Origin of the sequence: Nocardioides campestrisoli (assembly GCF_013624435.2) — a bacterium.
GTDB lineage: Bacteria > Actinomycetota > Actinomycetes > Propionibacteriales > Nocardioidaceae > Nocardioides > Nocardioides campestrisoli.
The window spans coordinates 680,618-698,628 of sequence record NZ_CP061768.1; the positions used below are offsets into that span (position 1 = coordinate 680,618).

At 74.2% G+C, this 18,011-nt stretch carries 20 protein-coding genes; 14 read left to right on the top strand and 6 right to left on the bottom strand.

Going from position 1 to position 18,011, the window contains the following annotated elements; all coding sequences use genetic code 11:
* Window positions 1-41: 41 nt before the first annotated feature.
* Together H8838_RS03305 and H8838_RS03310 are read right to left on the bottom strand one after the other, a co-directional pair.
* The gene (locus H8838_RS03305; protein WP_181309489.1) at window positions 42-791 is read right to left on the bottom strand and encodes a hypothetical protein; all 750 of its coding nucleotides are present in this window, start codon (window positions 789-791) and stop codon (window positions 42-44) included.
* 125 nt (window positions 792-916) lie between these two features.
* On the bottom strand, window positions 917-1,450 hold the full coding sequence (locus H8838_RS03310; protein WP_181309488.1) for a hypothetical protein: 534 nt from the start codon (window positions 1,448-1,450) through the stop codon (window positions 917-919).
* A 266-nt stretch (window positions 1,451-1,716) separates the two neighbouring features.
* On the opposite strand from H8838_RS03310, the gene H8838_RS03315 reads away from it, so the two are divergent.
* Together H8838_RS03315 and H8838_RS03320 are read left to right on the top strand one after the other, a co-directional pair.
* Window positions 1,717-2,499: an enoyl-CoA hydratase-related protein gene (locus tag H8838_RS03315; protein WP_181309487.1), complete on the top strand. Its 783-nt coding sequence runs from the start codon at window positions 1,717-1,719 to the stop codon at window positions 2,497-2,499.
* A 10-nt stretch (window positions 2,500-2,509) separates the two neighbouring features.
* Window positions 2,510-3,193, top strand: coding sequence for a tyrosine-protein phosphatase (locus H8838_RS03320; protein WP_185996594.1), 684 nt, complete (start codon window positions 2,510-2,512; stop codon window positions 3,191-3,193).
* Here H8838_RS03320 and H8838_RS03325 read toward each other — a convergent pair.
* A complete protein-coding gene (locus H8838_RS03325; RefSeq protein WP_185996595.1) occupies window positions 3,183-3,338 on the bottom strand; it encodes a hypothetical protein in 156 nt (51 codons plus the stop codon). The genes H8838_RS03320 and H8838_RS03325 overlap by 11 nt on opposite strands.
* Before the next feature lie 75 nt (window positions 3,339-3,413).
* On the opposite strand from H8838_RS03325, the gene H8838_RS03330 reads away from it, so the two are divergent.
* From H8838_RS03330 to H8838_RS03345, 4 genes are read left to right on the top strand one after another with little or no spacing between them, the layout of a single operon-like run.
* Window positions 3,414-4,361, top strand: a complete 948-nt coding sequence (locus H8838_RS03330; protein ID WP_185996596.1) for a glucosyl-3-phosphoglycerate synthase — start codon at window positions 3,414-3,416, stop codon at window positions 4,359-4,361.
* Window positions 4,361-5,221, top strand: coding sequence for a dihydropteroate synthase (folP, locus tag H8838_RS03335; protein ID WP_185996597.1), 861 nt, complete (start codon window positions 4,361-4,363; stop codon window positions 5,219-5,221). Before H8838_RS03330 ends, folP begins: the two co-directional genes overlap by 1 nt.
* 34 nt (window positions 5,222-5,255) lie before the next feature.
* A complete protein-coding gene (locus tag H8838_RS03340) occupies window positions 5,256-5,762 on the top strand; it encodes a class III extradiol ring-cleavage dioxygenase family protein (protein WP_181309482.1) in 507 nt (168 codons plus the stop codon).
* Window positions 5,744-6,430 carry a dihydrofolate reductase family protein gene (locus H8838_RS03345; RefSeq protein ID WP_224766349.1) on the top strand — a complete coding sequence of 229 codons (687 nt, stop codon included), beginning with the start codon at window positions 5,744-5,746 and terminating at the stop codon, window positions 6,428-6,430. Before H8838_RS03340 ends, H8838_RS03345 begins: the two co-directional genes overlap by 19 nt.
* Before the next feature lie 13 nt (window positions 6,431-6,443).
* Here H8838_RS03345 and H8838_RS03350 read toward each other — a convergent pair whose 3' ends face one another.
* The 3 genes from H8838_RS03350 to H8838_RS03360 form a co-directional block, all read right to left on the bottom strand.
* Window positions 6,444-8,291 (bottom strand): hypothetical protein, encoded by a 1,848-nt coding sequence (locus H8838_RS03350; RefSeq protein ID WP_185996598.1) that lies wholly within the window; start codon window positions 8,289-8,291, stop codon window positions 6,444-6,446.
* 104 nt (window positions 8,292-8,395) lie between these two features.
* Window positions 8,396-9,223 (bottom strand): helical backbone metal receptor, encoded by an 828-nt coding sequence (locus H8838_RS03355; protein ID WP_224766350.1) that lies wholly within the window; start codon window positions 9,221-9,223, stop codon window positions 8,396-8,398.
* The gene (locus tag H8838_RS03360) at window positions 9,207-10,085 is read right to left on the bottom strand and encodes a helix-turn-helix transcriptional regulator (protein ID WP_191465644.1); all 879 of its coding nucleotides are present in this window, start codon (window positions 10,083-10,085) and stop codon (window positions 9,207-9,209) included. Before H8838_RS03360 ends, H8838_RS03355 begins: the two co-directional genes overlap by 17 nt.
* A 76-nt stretch (window positions 10,086-10,161) precedes the next feature.
* On the opposite strand from H8838_RS03360, the gene H8838_RS03365 reads away from it, so the two are divergent.
* From H8838_RS03365 to H8838_RS03400, 8 genes are all read left to right on the top strand, one after another.
* Window positions 10,162-11,175 (top strand): ABC transporter substrate-binding protein, encoded by a 1,014-nt coding sequence (locus H8838_RS03365; protein WP_185996600.1) that lies wholly within the window; start codon window positions 10,162-10,164, stop codon window positions 11,173-11,175.
* Entirely contained in the window at window positions 11,172-12,002 is an 831-nt protein-coding gene (locus H8838_RS03370) for a siderophore-interacting protein (RefSeq protein WP_224766351.1), read from the top strand. Before H8838_RS03365 ends, H8838_RS03370 begins: the two co-directional genes overlap by 4 nt.
* Complete coding sequence (locus tag H8838_RS03375; protein WP_181309478.1) at window positions 11,995-12,981, top strand: FecCD family ABC transporter permease; 987 nt, start codon at window positions 11,995-11,997, stop codon at window positions 12,979-12,981. Before H8838_RS03370 ends, H8838_RS03375 begins: the two co-directional genes overlap by 8 nt.
* Window positions 12,978-14,027 (top strand): FecCD family ABC transporter permease, encoded by a 1,050-nt coding sequence (locus H8838_RS03380; RefSeq protein WP_224766352.1) that lies wholly within the window; start codon window positions 12,978-12,980, stop codon window positions 14,025-14,027. Before H8838_RS03375 ends, H8838_RS03380 begins: the two co-directional genes overlap by 4 nt.
* Entirely contained in the window at window positions 14,024-14,794 is a 771-nt protein-coding gene (locus H8838_RS03385) for an ABC transporter ATP-binding protein (RefSeq protein ID WP_185996601.1), read from the top strand. The genes H8838_RS03380 and H8838_RS03385 overlap by 4 nt, the downstream gene beginning before the upstream one ends.
* A gap of 210 nt (window positions 14,795-15,004) precedes the next feature.
* The gene (locus tag H8838_RS03390) at window positions 15,005-16,042 is read left to right on the top strand and encodes a putative F420-0 ABC transporter substrate-binding protein (protein WP_185996602.1); all 1,038 of its coding nucleotides are present in this window, start codon (window positions 15,005-15,007) and stop codon (window positions 16,040-16,042) included.
* Complete coding sequence (locus H8838_RS03395) at window positions 16,039-17,142, top strand: putative F420-0 ABC transporter permease subunit (protein WP_224766353.1); 1,104 nt, start codon at window positions 16,039-16,041, stop codon at window positions 17,140-17,142. Before H8838_RS03390 ends, H8838_RS03395 begins: the two co-directional genes overlap by 4 nt.
* Window positions 17,139-18,002, top strand: a complete 864-nt coding sequence (locus tag H8838_RS03400) for an ABC transporter ATP-binding protein (protein WP_185996603.1) — start codon at window positions 17,139-17,141, stop codon at window positions 18,000-18,002. The genes H8838_RS03395 and H8838_RS03400 overlap by 4 nt, the downstream gene beginning before the upstream one ends.
* The last annotated feature ends 9 nt before the right edge of the window (window positions 18,003-18,011 follow it).

The window sequence follows — 18,011 nt, forward strand, 5'->3', positions numbered from 1 at the left end:
GGGCCAGAAGTGTGACCTCGGTGGCTGTCTGGCTGCCCGGATCAGCGGACGAGGGTGGGGCGTGCTTCGAGGACGGTGAGCTGCTGGGGTGCGCCGGTGATGGTGCGGGTCTCGGGGATGTCTTGCCACGCGCCGTCGCCGACGCGGAATCGGCCGCTGTAGGTGACGTCGAGTCGTGGTCGGACGGTGGTGTCGGCTCGGGTGTAGCGGTGGGTGATGGCGTCGTCCGGGACTGTGCCGCCGCTCTTGGGGTAGGGGGTGCCGCCGTGCTTGGTGGTGGTTGGGCGGGCGTCTTCTGGGTGGGCGCGGGCGCTGGTGTCCCAGGTCCAGGTGAAGGAGGTGGGGGTGGCTTCGATGGTCACGGGTTGGCCGAGGAGGGTGATGGTCTGGGTGACGGGTTCGGTGGAGGTGGTGGAGAAGAGGGTGCGGAGGTTGACGAGCGTCTCGCCGCCGGTGGGTTGGATCGTCAGGGTGGCCGCGGGCCAGTCGAGCGTCGCGTATGCGCGCGCGACCATCTCGGTCGTCACGCGCCCGCCTTCGACGTCCAGGCCCTCCCGAGTGCCAATACATACGGCGCCGAGGTCTTCCCAGGAACCACCAGTGCGAAGTTGGCGCCAAAGCTCGTAAAGGGAACCGTCTTGAGGTTCAGAGCAGTACTGCGGGCGCTCGCAGGGAGCCTGGCCGTCGTCCTCGGACGTGTGGACACCGTCCACGGGGGAGTAGCACAGTCGTTTCGTCTTGTATCGGTAGAGATCGACCGTCTGGTTGATCTGGTTCTGCGCAACGGTCACCGTGAGTCTGCAGTTGCCAACGGTTTGGTTCATGCTCGAAGTGATGCACCCGCCTGGCTCCGCTCTCGCCGTCGCAGCGGGGACAGTCACTAGTAGCGCGCCAAGACAGGCGACGGTGATCGACTTCATTGGGGAAGCACCCAGAAGTCATCGAGGAGATATCCATCGGCATCGCGCGTCAACGTCACCTCGTAAGAGTTCCTACCTCCGGCGAAGTTCGCGACCGCCGCATCGGCGCTGGACTTGTACTTGGTCGGCTTGTCCTTGACGACCACCTTGAACACGAGGTCCGCCAGTTCGCGGGTCTGGAGCACCTCGGTTCCGCCGAACTGCACGTAACCCCCAGCGGCGTAGTAGGCCTCGATCTTGTCTGCGAGCTTCGAGCACGGGTCACACGATCGTGTGATCGACCGATATTCGGTGGCGTCACCAGAGTTCTGCATGTCGGTCGAGGCGTTCATCCACCGCTGGATGAACGCCTCAGGGGTCTCGCCGTCTGTGGTCGTTGACGCAGTCTCGCTCGGGGTCTGGCTGACTGGGGTCGGGTCCGCGACCTTGGGCTCCGGGGCGTCCTGACCGCAGCCGCCCAGTGAGAGAGCAACACTGGCGAGCAGAGCCAGTGAGGCGCGCGCGGCGGTGCGTGGTCGTCGTACCGACATTGGAGTTCCTCCCCCGAAAGAGCCTGCCGGGTCGACATTAGGGGCTGCCAAGCGTGCGGCCGCGGGTGTCCACAGCAGGCAGGCCCTTCAGGGCCCACGCCGGCCGGATTCCCCCAATCTGAGGTAGCCCGCGGCCCTGCGGCGCCGGGCAGGGGGCGGCAGGAGACAGCCGAGAGGGAGCGCGCAGGAAAGGAGGAGGCCACGAGAGGGCGGCCGATCCCGGACCCGGTGCCGGGCGAGACAGCCGCATCCCTAGGCTGTCGTTCGTGAGCGATCCTGAGCTGTTGGTGACCAAGGCGGACGGCGTCGTGACGGTGGTCTTCAACCGTCCGCAGCGGCACAACGCCTTCACGAAGGCGATGTACACCGAGATGCGCGCCCTCTGCGAGGACCTGCAGGGACGCGACGACGTCCGGGTCCTGGTGCTGCGCGGCGCCGGCGGCCGGGCCTTCGCGGCGGGCAACGAGATCTCCGACTTCCTCGAGGCCGACGCGGTCGCCTACGAGGAGTGGATCCGGGAGCTGCTGGCGCTGCTGCTGGCGCTGCCGCAGGTGACGATCGCGGCGATCGACGGGTTCTGCGTCGGCGGCGGCCTCGCGGTCGCCACCCACTGCGACATCCGGATCGCCACCCCGGAGTCCCGCTTCGGCTACCCGATCGCCAAGACCCTCGGCAACGCGCTCGCCGCCCCGGTCGTGCACCGCTGCGCCGCCGTCTTCGGCGAGTCGCTCACGCGGAAGATGCTGCTCACCGGCCGGCTGGTCGACGCCGAGCGCGCCTACTCCGTGGGCGCCCTCACCGAGATCACCGAGGAGCTCAACGCCACCCTCGACGAGCTGGTGGACGACGTGATGGCCGGCTCCGCGACCACCCAGCGGGCCACCAAGCGCCAGCTCACCGCACGGGCCGCCGAGCAGGAGAAGGCCCCCGCCTTCGACGAGCAGATGCTCCGCGAGGTCTACACCGGCGACGACTTCGCCGAGGGCGTGCGCGCGTTCCTGGCCAAGGAGAAGCCCAAGTTCGCCACCGTCGTCCGCGACGAGGAGTGACGAGCCGCCCATGAACTCGCTGGTCAACCTCCGAGACCTCGGCGGCCTCCCGGTCACCGGGGGAGGGCTGACCGCGCACGGGATGCTCTACCGCAGCGACGCCCCGCACCCGGACGACGCCGACCCCGAGCACGTGCCGCACTGGCCGCCGGCCACCGTGGTCGACCTGCGGATGGAGCGGGAGGCGCAGCGCGTCCCCTACGAGCTGCCCGGCGCCGAGCGGATCGTCCACCCGCTGCACGAGGCCGCCGCCCCGGAGAACATCCGTGACGCCGACCTCGGCGAGCTCTACCGGCACATCCTCGAGACCGCCGCCGACCGGGTCGCCGGCGCTGTCACCCACGTGGTCACCCGGCCCGCCCCCGCGCTGGTGCACTGCACTGCCGGCAAGGACCGGACCGGCATCGTGGTCGCCTCCCTGCTGCTCAGCGCCGGGGTGGCGCCGGACGACGTGGTGGCCGACTACGCCCGGACCGGCGACAACATGGACGCCGTCGTGGAGCGGATCATGCGCTTCCCGTCGCGCTCCAAGAAGCCGATCAACCCGCTGTGGCTGCTCACCCCGGCCGAGTCGATGACCGAGGTCGTCGAGGTGCTCGACGACCCGGGCCACGGCGGTGCCCGGGGCTGGCTCGTCGAGCACGGGACGCCGGAGGCGGCGCTCGACGACTGGGTGGGGCGCTTCACCGCCTGAGCAGGTAGACCACCTCGATGCCCGCGATCAGGGCGACGGCCCCCGCGATCAGGAAGGTCGGCACTCCGCTCGCCTGCTCGACGCCCTCCCGGTCCTCGCCTGAGCGGTAGACCCAGCCGGGCCACGGCGAGCGCTTCGAGGGCATTCCTCAGTGTTGCCCAACTCGGCCGTCCGTGTCGCCGCCCGCGGCCCGACGAGTCGTCCTGCGTAGGCTGGCTCCGTGATCGAGGACTGGTTCGCGCGGCGCACGCACCGCTGGCAGGACTGGTCCCTGGCCGACCTGCAGGCCGCCAAGGGCGAGACCAGGGTGAGCCTGGTCGTCCCGGCCCGCAACGAGGCGGCCACCGTGGGCGACGTGGTCACCCGGTGCCGGGAGGCGCTGCTGGAGACCTCAGCGCTGGTCGACGAGATCGTGGTCGTCGACTCCGACTCCACCGACGCGACGTACGAGGTGGCCACGGACGCGGGCGCGGTCGTGCACCGGTCCGCGGAGATCCGCCCCGACCTGGGCACCCGCCCCGGCAAGGGCGAGGCGATGTGGAAGTCGCTCTTCGTCACCACCGGCGACGTGCTCGTCTTCATCGACGCCGACCTCACCGACTGGGACACCCACTTCGTGCCGGGCCTGCTCGGGCCGCTGCTGACCGACCCCACCGTGCAGCTGGTCAAGGGGTTCTACCAGCGCCCCGGCGGTGAGCACGACGGCGAGCCGCGACCGTTCGAGGGCGGCCGCGTCACCGAGCTGGTCGCCCGTCCGCTGGTCGCCCTGCTCTTCCCGCCGCTGGGCGGGGTCGTGCAGCCGCTCGCCGGGGAGTGGGCGGTGCGCCGCGAGCACTTCGCCGGCCTCGAGGTGCCCACCGGGTACGCCGTCGAGCTGGCCGCCCTGATCGACACCTGGCGCGGCGCCGGGCTGGACGCGATCGCCCAGGTCGACCTGGGACGCCGCGCCCACCACCAGCAACCGCTGCTCGACCTGGGGGCGATGGCCACCCAGATCCTCACCGCCGCCTGGGCCCGCTCCACCCACAGCCACCACGCCGAGGAGATCGCCCTGACCCAGTTCCTGCCCGCCGGACCGGAGGGCGTCACCCCCTCGGTCAGCCGGATCCCCGTCGACTCGCGGCCCCCGGCCGGACCGCTGCTGTCCACGACGGGGGAGGAGCGCTGATGCTGCGCCTGGGCTCCCGCACCTTTCCCGACGACGCCACCTTGATGATGGCGATCGTCAACCGCACCCCGGACTCCTTCTACGACAAGGGCGCCACCTGGGCCGAGGACGCCGCCTTCGAGCGGGTGCGGCTGGTGGCCGACCAGGGCGCGGAGATCGTCGACATCGGCGGGATCAAGGCCGCGCCCGGAGTGGAGATCTCCGAGGCCGAGGAGAAGGCGCGGGTGGTCGACTTCGTTGCCCGGGTCCGTGAGTCGTTCCCCGACCTGGTGATCTCGGTCGACACCTGGCGTGCCTCGGTCGGCGACGCAGTCTGTGAGGCGGGCGCCGACCTGCTCAACGACGCCTGGGGCGGTGCTGACCCCGAGCTGGTCGACGTGGCCGCCGCGCACGGGGTCGCGCTGGTCTGCACCCACACCGGCGGGATCCGGGTCCGCACCCGCCCGCACCGGATCGAGTACGACGACGTGGTCGCCGCCGCGATCGCCGACACCCTCGCCTACGCCGAGCGGGCGCTGGCCGCCGGCGTCGACGCGGCGTCGCTGGTGATCGACCCGGCCCACGACTTCGGCAAGAACACCTTCCATTCCCTGGAGATCACCCGCCGCCTCGAGGAGATGGTCGCCACCGGCTGGCCGGTGCTGGTCTCGCTGTCCAACAAGGACTTCGTCGGCGAGAGCCTCGACCTCCCCGTGGGGCAGCGGCTGGTCGGCACCCTCGCCGCGACCTCCGTCTGCGCGCTGGCCGGAGCGCGGATCTACCGGGTGCACGAGGTGGTCGAGACCCGGCAGACCGTCGACATGGTGTGGACGATCGCGGGCCGCCGTCCGCCCGCGCGGGCGATCCGGGGGCTGGCATGAGGTCTCGACAGGCTCGACCGGCGGAGGACGTGGCATGAGGATCGTGATCGCGCCGCCGGTGCCGGCGCTGCTGCCGGCGTACGCCTCGCTGAACGACCCGGTCGCCGACCTGCGGGCCGCCTGCGCCCGGGCGATCGCCTGGCTCGGGCCCTCGGTGCGGGTGCTCGCCGACGACTCCCGTGCCTTGACGATCGGGGAGTCGCTGCTCGGCCGTCGCTCGGACTTCGACGGCCGCGACCTGCTGGTGATGGCCAACGGGTCGGCCCGCCGGTCGGAGAAGGCGCCGGGCCACCTGGACCCGCGCGCCGCCGGGTACGACGACTGGCTCGAGCAGCTGCTCCGGCTCGGCGACCTCGGCGGCCTGGCCGCGCTCGACATCGACGAGGGCGAGGAGCTGCTGGCCACCGGCCTGCGCTCCCTGGCGGTGCTGGCCAAGCAGCTCGACGAGCGCGGGGTGACGATCGGGGAGGTGCAGGTCGACCACGACGCCGCGCCGTACGGGGTGCAGTACTGGGTGGTGAGGTGGCAGTGCGTGCCCTGATCGGCCCGGAGGGCTCGTCTCGGGACCTCACCGACGACGACCTCGCGCGGCTCTACGCCGCCCCGCGCACCCCGTGGCTGCGGGTCAACATGGTCTCCACCCTGGACGGCGCGGCGACCGGGAGCGACGGGCGCAGCGGCGGCATCAACGACGACGCCGACCACCGGGTCTTCGACACCCTGCGGCGGCTCGCGGACTGCATCGTCGTCGGCGCCGGGACGGCCCGGGCCGAGGGTTACCGGCCGGCGCGGGCGCCGCTGGTCCTGGTCAGCCGCTCCGGTGAGGTGCCCGAACTGCTCCGCGGGGCGGAGCCCGGCCGGGTGCGGCTGGCCACGACCGCCACCTCCCCGGGGCTGGCCGAGGCACGCGACGTGCTGGGCGCCGAGCACGTCTGGGTGCTGGGGACCGAGACGGTCGACCTGGTCGCGCTCCGCGACCGGTTGGCCGCGCAGGGGTGGCGCGAGCTGCTCTCCGAGGGCGGGCCGGGTCTGCTGCGCGACCTGCTCGCCGCCGGCGTGGTCGACGAGCTGTGCCTGACCACCGTGCCGCGGCTGCTCGCCGGGACCGGCCCGCGGATCACCGCGGGTGAGCCGGTCGACGTACGGCTCGAGCCCACGCTGCTGCTCGAGCACGAGGGGACGCTGCTCGGCCGCTGGCGCGTGCGCTGACGGCTGGCGGACCCTAGGCGATCGGCGAGAGGGAGCTGGCCAGCACCGTGGGCCGGCCAACGGCACGCAGCAGCACCAGCGTGCTCAGGGCGTGCGCCCCCGCTGCGTCCTCGACCCGGTGCACGGTGACGACCAGCCGGGTGCTGCCGTCGGCCTCGACCGGGAAGTAGCGCTGGGCCGGGTCGGGCCAGGCCTCCACGGTCGGGCGCCCGCCGGTGGGCAGCGAGCCGGCGCGCAGGGCCCGGGTCTTCTCGTCGACGACCAGCCCTGAGACCGCGTCCTCCTCCCACCACTGGGCGACGAGCTCGCTCACCGTCTCGGCGGCTTGGGTCACCACGCTGTCGGTGGCACCGGGCTCGGGGGCCGGGGCCGGGACGGTCACGTCGTCGAGGCCGATCGAGACCGCGGCCAGCCAGGGGTCGGCGAACCCGGCCCGGGTGAAGACCACCAGCGACCGGTCGGACCCCTCCTCGACCTCGACCGCGGCCCACATCGGGTAGCCGCGGAACATCGGCGTGTGCACGCCGGCCGTGCGCAGCCGGGGTCGGGCGGCGCGCCTGCGGGGTGGTTGCGCGTCGGTCGCGACCCGCCACTGGGAGGCCGCCAGCGCGGGGCCGGCCTGCGCGCGCTCCCACCGCGAGTCGTCGTCCTTCGGGCCGGTGGACCAGCGGACTGCCCGGGTCAACCGGCGCGCGTAGTCGGCGAGCATCTCCTCGCTAGCGCCCTGCTCCAACCCCGGCTTCAGGTCCACCGGGTCACGCTCGTCGGTGAATCCGCAGCCGCCCAGCAGCAGCGCGCCGAGCAGCAGGGCGGTGGTGCCCCGCCGCCGGCGCCGGGCCCACCAGCCGACGGCCAGGGTGGCGGCCAGCGCCGCGGCGCCCGACCGCAGCGGACGGGTCCCGGTGGGTGGGCGCGACGGCGGCTCGTCCCGGTCGTCGGGGGTGTCCTGGCTCTCGGAGTCGTCCGGGTCGTCCGGGTCGTCCCGGTCGTCGACGGGGTCCTCCGCCCGGTCCTCGGCCGGGTGCCCGGCCGCGTCCTCGACCGGTCGCTCGACGGGCGGCGTGGTCGGCGTGGCCGGAGTGGGCGCAGGCTGGGCGAGGGGCCGGGTGACCGGCGCGGTCACGGGCTGGATCACGGGCGGCGGCAGCGGCCCGTGGAGGCGCCGGGTGACGGGCGACCCGAGTGCCGGGTCTGCAGGGTCCAGCGACTCACGCAACTCGAGCGACTCCGGCGCGGGCTCCGCCTCCTCGGGACGTCGCCGTCCGCGGCCCGCGGCGGACCAGGCGAGGACCAGGAGCAGGCCCGCCCCCGCGAACCCCAGGGAGCCGGCGAAGACCGAGGCGACGTGCACGCCGTACGAGACCTTCAGCGTGGCGTCGGGGGAGAGCGAGACGGCGAGGACGTCGAGGGGGTCGCCGTGCAGGTCGACGCGGACCTCCTGCGGCCCCGGTCCGGCCGAGCGCTCCCGCCAGCCCACGATGCGCCGCGGGTCGACCCGCACCGGGAAGCCGCTCAGGAAGGTCCCCTCGGTGACGCCGAGGGATTCCAGGCTCTGCCCGCTCACCCCGTCGAGCAGGTCGGTCATGTCGATCCGGTGCGCGGAGGCGAGGAAGACCCCCTCGCGGGCCTCAGCCCGGACGACCAGCTCCGCGCCGCGGAACGGGATCGAGAACGGCCGGACCACGGTGGGCAGGCCGGCGTCCGGGATGCTCTGCCGCTCGGTGGCGATCATCACCGTGTCGTCGGGACCGTGCGCGAGCGCGGTCAGCCCGCCGCCGACGGTGAGCGCGATGCCGAGCGCGAGGACCCCGCGTCGCCGCAGGCTGCTCAGGCGTGGCCGCCGCAGCGACAGTCGCGCCATCTCTCTTCTCCCCCCGTGGACCGGTCGGCGTCCTCGGGACCGCCCCCGGACCGACCGTGGGGGCCACGCTAGCGGTCCGGGGCCGCACCCGGTGGCGAGGCAGGTCAGGCCCCGGGCTCCCCGGCGGCACCCTCGGTCACGATCTGCGTGAGCACGGCGTGCGCCTCCACCAGCGAGGGGCCGTACCAGGTGATCAGGCGCCCCTCGACCAACCGCGTCGGGGTGCGGTCGAACGCCTCGGGACCGTCCTCGGCGGTGAACACGTACGGCTCGTCGGGCAGCAGCACCAGGTCGGCCCCGGCGCCGTCGATCTCCTCGACCGGCAGCGCGGGGTAGCGCTCGGCGTGGTCGGCGAAGACCCCGGGCAGCCCGGCGCGGGCCAGCAGGTCGCCGGTGAAGGTGTCGCGCCCGACGACCATCCACGGGTCGCGCCAGATCGCGGTCGCCGTACGGGCACGCGGCGAGGCGGGGGCGCCGCACCACAGGGCACGGGCCTCGGCCAGCCAGTCCGGGCGCGGCCAGCCGAGCGCGACGTCGAAGAGCCGCTCCATCGACTCGATCGCCTGCGGCACGGTCTCGATGTCGGTCACCCAGACCGGGACGCCGGCCTCCCGGAGACGGCGTACGTCGAGCTCGCGGTTCTCCTCCTTGTTGGCGATCACCAGGTCGGGGGCCAACGCCGCGATCGCCTTGGTGTCGGGGTTCTTCGTGCCGCGGACCCGGGTGACCGCCAGGTCGGCCGGGTGGGTGCACCAGTCGGTGGCCCCGACCAGCGCGTCCGCGTCCACGCTCGCCAGCGCCTCGGTCAGCGACGGCACCAGGCTGACCACCCGGGCGGCCCGGGCAGGGACCGGCACGGGCGTGCCCAGGTCGTCACGGGGCAGGTCGCTACTGGGCAGCCCGTCAGGCGCGTCGTCAGTCTCCGGGGGCACCCGACCCACCCTCCCCGAGCGGGGCGCCGCCGCCTGATCCGACACTCCGGGCCCGTTGGCCCGGCGTCGTGCCGTAGGCCCGGCGGAAGGCACTGACGTACGCCGAGGCGCTCGAGTAGCCCACCCGGTGCGCCACCTCGCCGACCGGCCGCCGCCCGAGCAGGGCGAGCGAGGCCTGCAGCCGGGTCCGGGTCCGCCACGTCGACCACGGGACGCCGTACTCACGGAGGAAGTCGCGCTGCAGGGTCTTGGCGGTGGTGTGCAGCCGGGCTGCCCAGCCGACGAGGTCGGTGGGGTCGCCGGGGTCGCTGAGCAGGGCGGCCGCGACCTGGCGGGCCAGCCCGTTGCCGGCGGCGGTGTGCTCCAGCGGCTCGGGGGTGCGAAGCCCGGCGAGCACCTGGTCCTTGAGCTCCATGGCGGGTCCGTGGTCGAGCTCGGTGCGGCACAGGGCCAGCACGGCGGCGGCGGCTTCCGCATCGATCGCGACCACTCCCGCCGGGACGGCGGCCAGGTGCGCGGGCGCCTGGCGCAGGCAGACGACGTACACCGTCTGGCGCTCGCAGCCGCTGACCTCGAGGGTGGAGCCGCGGCGGGCCCAGAAGGCCCGCTCGGGCGGCAGGTAGGCGAGACCGGCGCCGCGGCGCACCGCCAGCGGGCCGTCGGGCGACCAGAAGACCCGGTGCAGGTGGTCCTCCCGCTCCTCGGGGAAGTGCGGGATCCCCCGACCTGCGGGGTAGCGCAGCACGAGCACTCCGGTCGGCGGGCCCAGGCCGTGGCCGAACTCCTCGACCCAGAGATCGGCCCCGTGATCGGCCCCGTGATCGGTCCCGTGATCGGTCCCCTGGGCGGACCAGTGGTCCACGGAGTGTCTTGTCAGCGACATCAGGTGTCCTCTCCGCGACATTCCAGGCCAGTAGGTAAGGCTTACCTTAGACCCCATGAATGCCCCTGCACTCCGTCGCGCCCTGACGCGGACCTCGACCGTCGCCGCCCTCACCGGGCTCCTCGCCCTCGGGCTGGCCGCCTGCGGGGACTCCGAGGAGGAGAGCAAGGGCACGGAGTCGCAGACCCGCACCTTCGAGGCGGACAACGGCGAGATCGAGATCCCGGCCTCGCCCGAGCGCGTCGTCGCCACCGGCTACGCCGTGCCCGTCCTGATCGAGTCCGGCGCCGACCTGGTCGGCATCTCGCAGTGGTCCCGGGGGACCGCGCTGATGGACGCCGACGACCTCGCCACGTACGAGGAGCTGGAGAAGGTCGCGGGCGAGAGCGCCGCCGAGACCAACTACGAGGCGATCGCCGGGCTCCGCCCCGACCTGATCGTGATCGGCGTCCCCGCGCCCGCCCTGGTCGACGTCGACATGGACCGGCTCGAGGACATCGCCCCCGTGGTGGTCCTCGGCCCGGCCGCCCCGGACGGCTGGCGCGAGCTGGCCGAGCGGCAGGCCGACGCGGCCGGCGCCACCGAGGGCTTCGAGGCCACCAAGGCGGCGTACGAGGAGCGCGCGGCCGAGCTGTCGGAGAAGTACGGCGAGGTCCTCGCCGACCTCGACTTCGGCCACGTCGGCGCCTACGGCGACGTCTCCGCAGGCACCTTCCACCGCGAGTACGCCGGCTCCTGGGGCACCAACATCGCCGGCGACCTGGGCGTGCAGTACTACGGCGAGCCGAGCGAGCCCGGCGAGGGCGCCGAGGCGGTCACCGAGTACCCGTCGATCGAGGAGCTGCCGGAGAAGCTGGGCGAGGCGGACGTGATCACCTACACCGTGGGTCCGGACGGCAAGCCCGACGACGCCGTGCAGTACGTGCTCGACCACAAGCTGTGGCAGAACCTGCCCGCGGTCAAGGCCGACCGTGCCTTCGGGGTCCGCTACACCGAGGCCGCCACGTTCGCCTCCGCGATCAAGACGCTGGACTCGCTGGACGCCGCGCTCGAGCCGCTGCTCCCGTGAGCCGCGTCGAGATGGAGCGGGACCGCCCCGCCGAGCGGGTCGCCGCCCACCACACCACCGGCACCGGGGTCACCCGGATCGGCTACCCGATCGGGGTCAGGACCGTGCAGGTCGTCCGGGTCGCCCAGGTGACGCCGTCGATGCGCCGGATCACCCTGGGCGGTGAGGGGCTGCGGGGCTTCCACAGCTACCAGGCCGACGACCACGTCAAGCTGGTCTTCGCGATGCCCGACGGCACCCGCAACGACCCGGTCGCCAACGACGAGCAGACCCTCGACTGGCCGCGCCCGCTCCCGCCGACCCGCAAGTACACGGTGCGGCGCTGGGACGCCGCCGACCTCGAGCTCGACCTCGACGTGGTGCTGCACGACGGCGGGCTCGCCTCCGACTGGGCCAGGACGGCCGCTCCCGGGGACGACGTCGTGGTGGCCGGGCCGCCCGGCGCGAAGGCGTTCGCCCACACCTACGACCACTACGTCCTCGCGGTCGACACCACGGCGCTGCCGGCCGTGGCCCGCTGGCTGGAGGAGGCGCCGGCCGACGTCTCGGCCGACGTGCTGGTCGACGTCGACCACGCGCACGAGCGCGACTACCCGCTGGCCGTCCGCGACGGCCTCCGGGTGCAGTGGCTGGACCGTAGCGACGGCTCCCGGCTCGCCGAGGCGGTCGCATCGCTCGCCCTGCCGCCGGCCCGGACCTTCCTCTTCGCCGCTGGCGAGGCGGGCGACGTGAAGCCGCTGCGGTCCTGGGCGCGCGAGCGGGTCGGCGCGGACGACGCCCTGGTCACCGGCTACTGGAAGCGCGGGGTCGCAGGGCTGGATGACTGAGCTGACCCGCCGGCTGCCGGCGCTGCTCGGCGCCGTGCTGCTGCTCGCCGTCCTGGGCGCGCTGAGCCTGTGCGTCGGCGCCCGCACGGTGCCGCTGCCGGAGGTGCTGGCCGCGTTCACCGACTACGCAGGCACCGACGACCACGTGGTGGTGCGCGACGTCCGGCTGCCCCGGACGCTGCTCGCCCTGGCGGTCGGCGCCGCGCTGGCGGTGGCGGGCGCGCTGGTGCAGACGCTGACCCGGAACCCGCTCGCCGAGCCCGGGATCCTCGGCGTGACCGCGGGCGCCTCGTTCGCGATCGTCGTCGCCGTCGCCCTGTGGCGAACGGACTCCCAGGCCGCGATGCTGGCCGCCGCCTTCGTCGGCGCGGCCGCGGCCACCGTGCTGGTCTACGCCGTGGGCGGCTCCTCGCCGTTGCGGCTGGTGCTGGCCGGGGTGGCGCTCTCCGCGGTGCTCGCGGGGCTCACCCTGGGCCTGCGGCTGGCGATGCCGGAGGTCTTCGACAGCTACCGGTTCTGGTCGGTCGGCTCGCTGGCCGGCCGGGAGCAGGTCTCCCTGGGGCTGCCGGTGCTGGTGATCGCCGCCGGGCTCGGCGGGGCGTTGCTGCTGACCCGGTCGCTGGCCGCGGTGGCGCTCGGCGAGCACGTGGCGCACACGCTGGGGGCGCACGTGGTCCGGACCCGGGTGCTGACGATCGTCCTGGTCACGGTCCTGGCCGGCGCCGCCACCGCGGTGGCCGGCCCCATCGCCTTCGTCGGCCTGATCGTGCCGCACCTGGCGCGGCGGGCGGCCGGCGGCGCGATCGGCTGGCTCCTGGGGCTCTCCCTGCTGCTCGGGCCCGCGCTGGTGCTGGCCGCCGACGTGCTGGCCCGGGTGCTGCTGCCGACCGGGGAGGTGCCGGTGGCGATCGTGACGGCGTTCCTCGGCGGACCCGTGCTGATCTGGGTCGTCCGCCGGTACGGCGCGGTGGCGCTGTGAGCACCACTGGAACCACCCGGAGCGCCGCGGGGAGCGCCGCCGGGAGCAGCGTGGTCGGCGGGATCGACGCCGTCACCCGGCGCGTCCGGCTGGGCTGCCTCCTGCTGGGCCTGGCCGCGCTGGGGGTCGCGTTCGTGGCGCTGTGCCAGGGGGCGACCTGGACCAGTCCCGCGCAGACCCTCCAGGGGCTGCTCGGCCGCGGGGACCAGTCGTTCGTGATCACCCAGTGGCGGCTGCCGCAGGTGACCGCCGGGCTCGTCTTCGGCGCCGCCCTGGGGCTGGCCGGCGCCGTCTTCCAGAACCTCACCCGCAACCCGCTGGGCAGCCCGGACGTGATCGGTCTGGACGCCGGCGCCTGGACCGGCGCGCTGGTCGTCGTGGCGCTGCTCGGCGGCACCTCGGCCCAGCTGGCGGGCGGCGCGGTGCTGGCCGGCACGGCGACCGCCCTGGTGGTCTACCTGCTCTCGCTCAAGGAGGGGTTCAGCGGCTTGCGCCTGGTGGTGATCGGGATCGCGGTCAACGCGATGCTCACCGCGGTGAACTCGTGGATCGTGCTCCGCGCCGACCTGGACGTCGCGATCGCCGCCACCGCCTGGAGCGCCGGCTCGCTCAACGGGACGGGCTGGGACGAGGTGACGGTGCCGTTCGCCGTGGTCGCGGGAGTGGCGCTGCTGCTGGCCACCCAGAGCCGCACCATGCACCAGGCCGCCCTGGGCGACGAGGTGGCGGTGACCACCGGGGTGCGGCTCGGGACGCACCGGTTGACGCTGGTGGTGCTGGGCGTGGCCTGCACCGCGACCGTCACCGCGGTCGCCGGGCCCATCGTCTTCGTCGCCCTCGCCGCCCCGCAGATCGGCCGGCGGGTCACCGGCAGCGCCGGCGTCCCGCTGCTCCCCGCGGCCCTGACCGGGGCGCTGCTGCTGGTCACCGCCGACCTGCTCGCGCAGGTGCTGACCCGGCCCGTGCCGCTGCCGGTGGGCGTGGTCACCACCGCCCTCGGCGGCATCTACCTGATCTGGCTGCTCGTCAAGGAAGTGAGACGATGACCCGTCTGCAGGCCCACGACCTCACCCTCGCCTACGGCGAGCGGACCGTCTCCACGGGGCTCTCGCTGGCCGTGCCGGACCGCGCGTTCACCGCCATCGTCGGCGCCAACGCCTGCGGCAAGTCGACGCTGCTGCGCTCGCTGGTGCGGCTGCTGGAGCCGCGGGCGGGCCGGGTCGAGCTCGACGGCACCGACGTACGCCGGATGCGGCCCCGTGCGGTGGCCCGCGAGGTCGGGTTCCTGCCGCAGGGGCTGGTCGCGCCCGAGGGGATCCGGGTCGAGGCGCTGGTCCGGCGCGGCCGCTACCCGCACCAGTCGCTGCTCTCCGCGTGGACGCCGGAGGACCAGGTCGCGGTGGAGACCGCGATGCTCGCCGCCGGGGTGGACGAGCTCGCCGGCCGGCAGGTCGAGGAGCTCTCCGGCGGCCAGGCCCAGCGGGTGTGGATCGCCATGGTGCTGGCCCAGGAGACGCCGTACCTGTTGCTCGACGAGCCGACCACGTTCCTCGACATCGCCCACCAGTACGAGCTGCTCGCCCTGCTGGCGCGGCTGCGCGACGAGGGGCGGACGGTGGTGGCGGTGCTGCACGACATCAACCAGGCCTGCCGGTTCGCCGACCACGTGGTGGCGATGAAGGCCGGGCGCGTGGTCGCCCAGGGGCCGCCCCGGGACGTGGTCGACGCCGCGCTGATCCAGGAGGTCTTCGGGCTGCCCTGCACCGTCGTGCCGGACCCGGTGGCCGGGACGCCGATGGTGGTCCCGCACTGACCGCACGAGGACACGGGCGGCCTGGCGAGCCAGTACCGACCCGGCGAGCCGGACGACCCACGCGCCGGCGTGACGCCGAGGTCGTTTAGAGTGGCCTCGATCACTCCGGTGCGCCACTGCCCGGAGCGAGTCGGACCCGGATTGGGGCGACGGATCGACGCGGCGACTGACCGCGGCCATCCCTGCACGCCTGCCCTCCGGAGGTCCCTCATGCCGCTCGTCCCGTCCCGCACCTCGCTGCGCCGCACCGTCCCCGCCGGCCTCGCCGTGCTCGCACTCGGCCTCGCCGGTTGTGGGGAGTCCGACGCGGGCGCCGACGCGGACGCCGGCACCGGCGCCACCACGGCGGGCTACCCGGTCACCGTCGACAACTGCGGCACCGAGGTGACGTTCGAGCAGGCGCCCGAACGGGTGGTGGCGATCAAGTCCACCTCCACCGAGCTCATGCTCGCCCTCGGCCTGGGTGACCGGCTCGTGGCGCACGCGTTCGCCGACGGCCCGGTCCCCGAGGAGTGGGCCGACGAGGTCGCCGGCGTCACCCTGCTCTCGGAGAAGGCACCCAGCCAGGAGGTGGTGCTCGAGCAGGAGCCCGACCTCGTCCTCGCCGGCTGGGAGAGCAACCTGGTCGCCGACACCGCGGGGGAGCGCGACGACCTGGCCGCGCTCGGCGTGAACAGCTACGTCTCCCCGTCGGCCTGCCAGGAGTCGCCGTACGCGCCCGACCCGATGACCTTCGACCTGCTCTTCTCCCAGTTCGAGGAGGCCGGCCAGGTCCTGGGCGCGCCGGACGCCGCGGCCGAGCTGGTCGCCGAGCAGCGTGCCGCGCTCGAGGACCTCGAGCGCGCCCCCGAGGGCACCACCGCCCTGTGGTGGTCCTCGGGCACCGACACCCCGTTCGTCGGTGGCGGGGCCGGCGCCCCGCAGATGATGATGGAGGCCGTCGGCCTGGAGAACATCGCCGGCGACGTGGACCAGGCCTGGTCGTCGCTGGGCTGGGAGTCGGTGATCGAGGAGGACCCGGACGTGCTCGTGCTCGTCGACGCCGACTGGAACCAGGCGGCGACCAAGATCGAGTTCCTGGAGTCCAACCCGGCCACCGCCGAGCTGACCGCGGTCCGCGAGGGCCGCTACCTGACCGTGCCGATGCCCGCCGCCGAGGCCGGGGTCCGCTCTGTCCCGGCGGTGCTCGACCTGGCCCGCCAGCTGGGTGAGCTCGGCCTGCTCGAGGAGGCGGGAGCCGGCTCGTGAGCCTCCTGCAGCGCAGCGCCGTCGACCCGTCCCCGACTCCCGGGGCGGGCGGGCCGGACGCGCCGGCGGCGCGCCGCGGGCGCGTCGAGCCCTGGGTGCTGTGGCTGCCGGCGCTGAGCGTGGTGCTGCTGCTCTCCATGAGCTGGGCGGTCACCCTGGGCGCGGCCGACCTGTCGGTGCGGGAGGTGTGGAGCGTGATCGGCGAGCGCCTCGGCCTGGGTGGGCTGCTCGGCGACAGCGGGGTGACCACCCTGCGTGCCGGGATCGTCTGGGAGTTGCGGCTGCCGCGCGTGCTGACCGCCGCGGCCGTCGGCGCCGGGCTCGCGCTGAGCGGAGCGGTGATGCAGGCGCTGACCCGCAACCCGCTCGCCGACCCCTTCCTGCTCGGGCTCTCGTCCGGCGCCTCCACCGGGGCCGTCCTGGTGCTCCTCCTCGGGCTCTCGGTGGTGCTGCCGCTCGCCGCGTTCGTCGGGGCGCTGGCCGCGCTCGCCGCGACCCTGCTGCTCGCCCGCTCGCTCGGGGAGATCACGCCCAGCCGCACCGTGCTTGCCGGGCTTGCGGTCTCCTCCTTCGCCGGGGCCGTCACCTCGATGCTGGTCTTCTGGAACGCCGACGGCGACTCCTTCCGCGAGGTCCTCAACTGGATGCTCGGCTCCTTGGCCGGGGCCGACTGGACCGCCGTGGTGATCTCCTGGGCGACGCTGCTCGTCGTCGGCCTGCCCGTGGTCCTGCACGGCCGGGTGCTCGACGCGTTCGCCTTCGGCGACTCCGCGGCCGCCTCGCTCGGGATCGACGTCGGCCGCACCCGCTGGCTGCTGCTGGCCGGGACCGCGCTGCTCACCGGCGCGATGGTCTCGGTGAGCGGGGCGATCGGGTTCGTCGGGCTGGTGCTGCCCAACGCCGTACGCCTCGTCGTCGGCTCCCGGCACCGGCGGCTGCTGCCGCTGACCGTGCTCGCCGGCGCCATCTTCATGGTCTGGGTCGACACCGTCGCCCGCACCCTCTTCGACCCGCGCGAGGTGCCGGTCGGCATCATCACCGTGCTGGTCGGCGCGCCGGTCTTCGTGCTCGTCCTGCTCCGGCACCGGGGTCGGGCATGAGCACGCTCGAGGTGCAGGGCCTCTCCCGGGTGGAGGGACGCGCGGTGCTGCTCCACGACGCCGCCTTCACCGTGCCCGCCGGCGGGGTGGTCGCCCTGGTCGGGCCCAACGGGGCGGGCAAGTCGAGCCTGCTGCGGCTGGTCGCGGGGGTGGCCTCCCCGGACCGCCTACCGGCCGATGTCGGACCGGGCTCTCCCGCCCGGGTGGTCCTCGACGGCGTCGAGCTGCTCTCGATGCGCCGCCGCGAGCGCGCCCGGGTGGTGGCGATGGTCGAGCAGGACGCGCGCGCCGAGTTCTCCCTGAGCGTGCGGCAGGTCGTGGCGCTGGGCCGGATCCCGCACGAGTCGCCGTGGGCCGTCGCCGGCGGCGACCCGGCGCTGGTGGACGCCGCGCTGGCGCGCACCGGGCTCACCGAGCTGGCCGACCGCTCGCTCGCCACGCTCTCGGGCGGGGAGCAGCAACGGGTCCAGCTGGCCCGCGCGCTGGCGCAGGAGCCGCGGCTGCTGCTGCTCGACGAGCCGACCAACCACCTCGACGTCCGGGCCCAGCTCGACACCCTCGCCCTGCTCCGCGAGATCGCCTCCACCGGGATCACCGTGGTCGCCGCCCTGCACGACCTCAACCTCGCCGCCGCGCACTGCGACCACGTCGTCGTCCTGGCGGGCGGCCGGGTGCGCGCGGTGGGGGAGGTGGCCGAGGTGCTGACCCCCGGGCTGATCTCGCAGACCTACGGGGTGGTGGCCGACGTGGTGACGCACCCGCGCACCGGCCGTCCGCTGATCGCCTTCTCCCGCGAGCCGGGAGCCGCCACCACGACGCCGGACGCGCCTGCTCGAGGCGCGGACCTGAGCCGAACCTAGACTGACCGC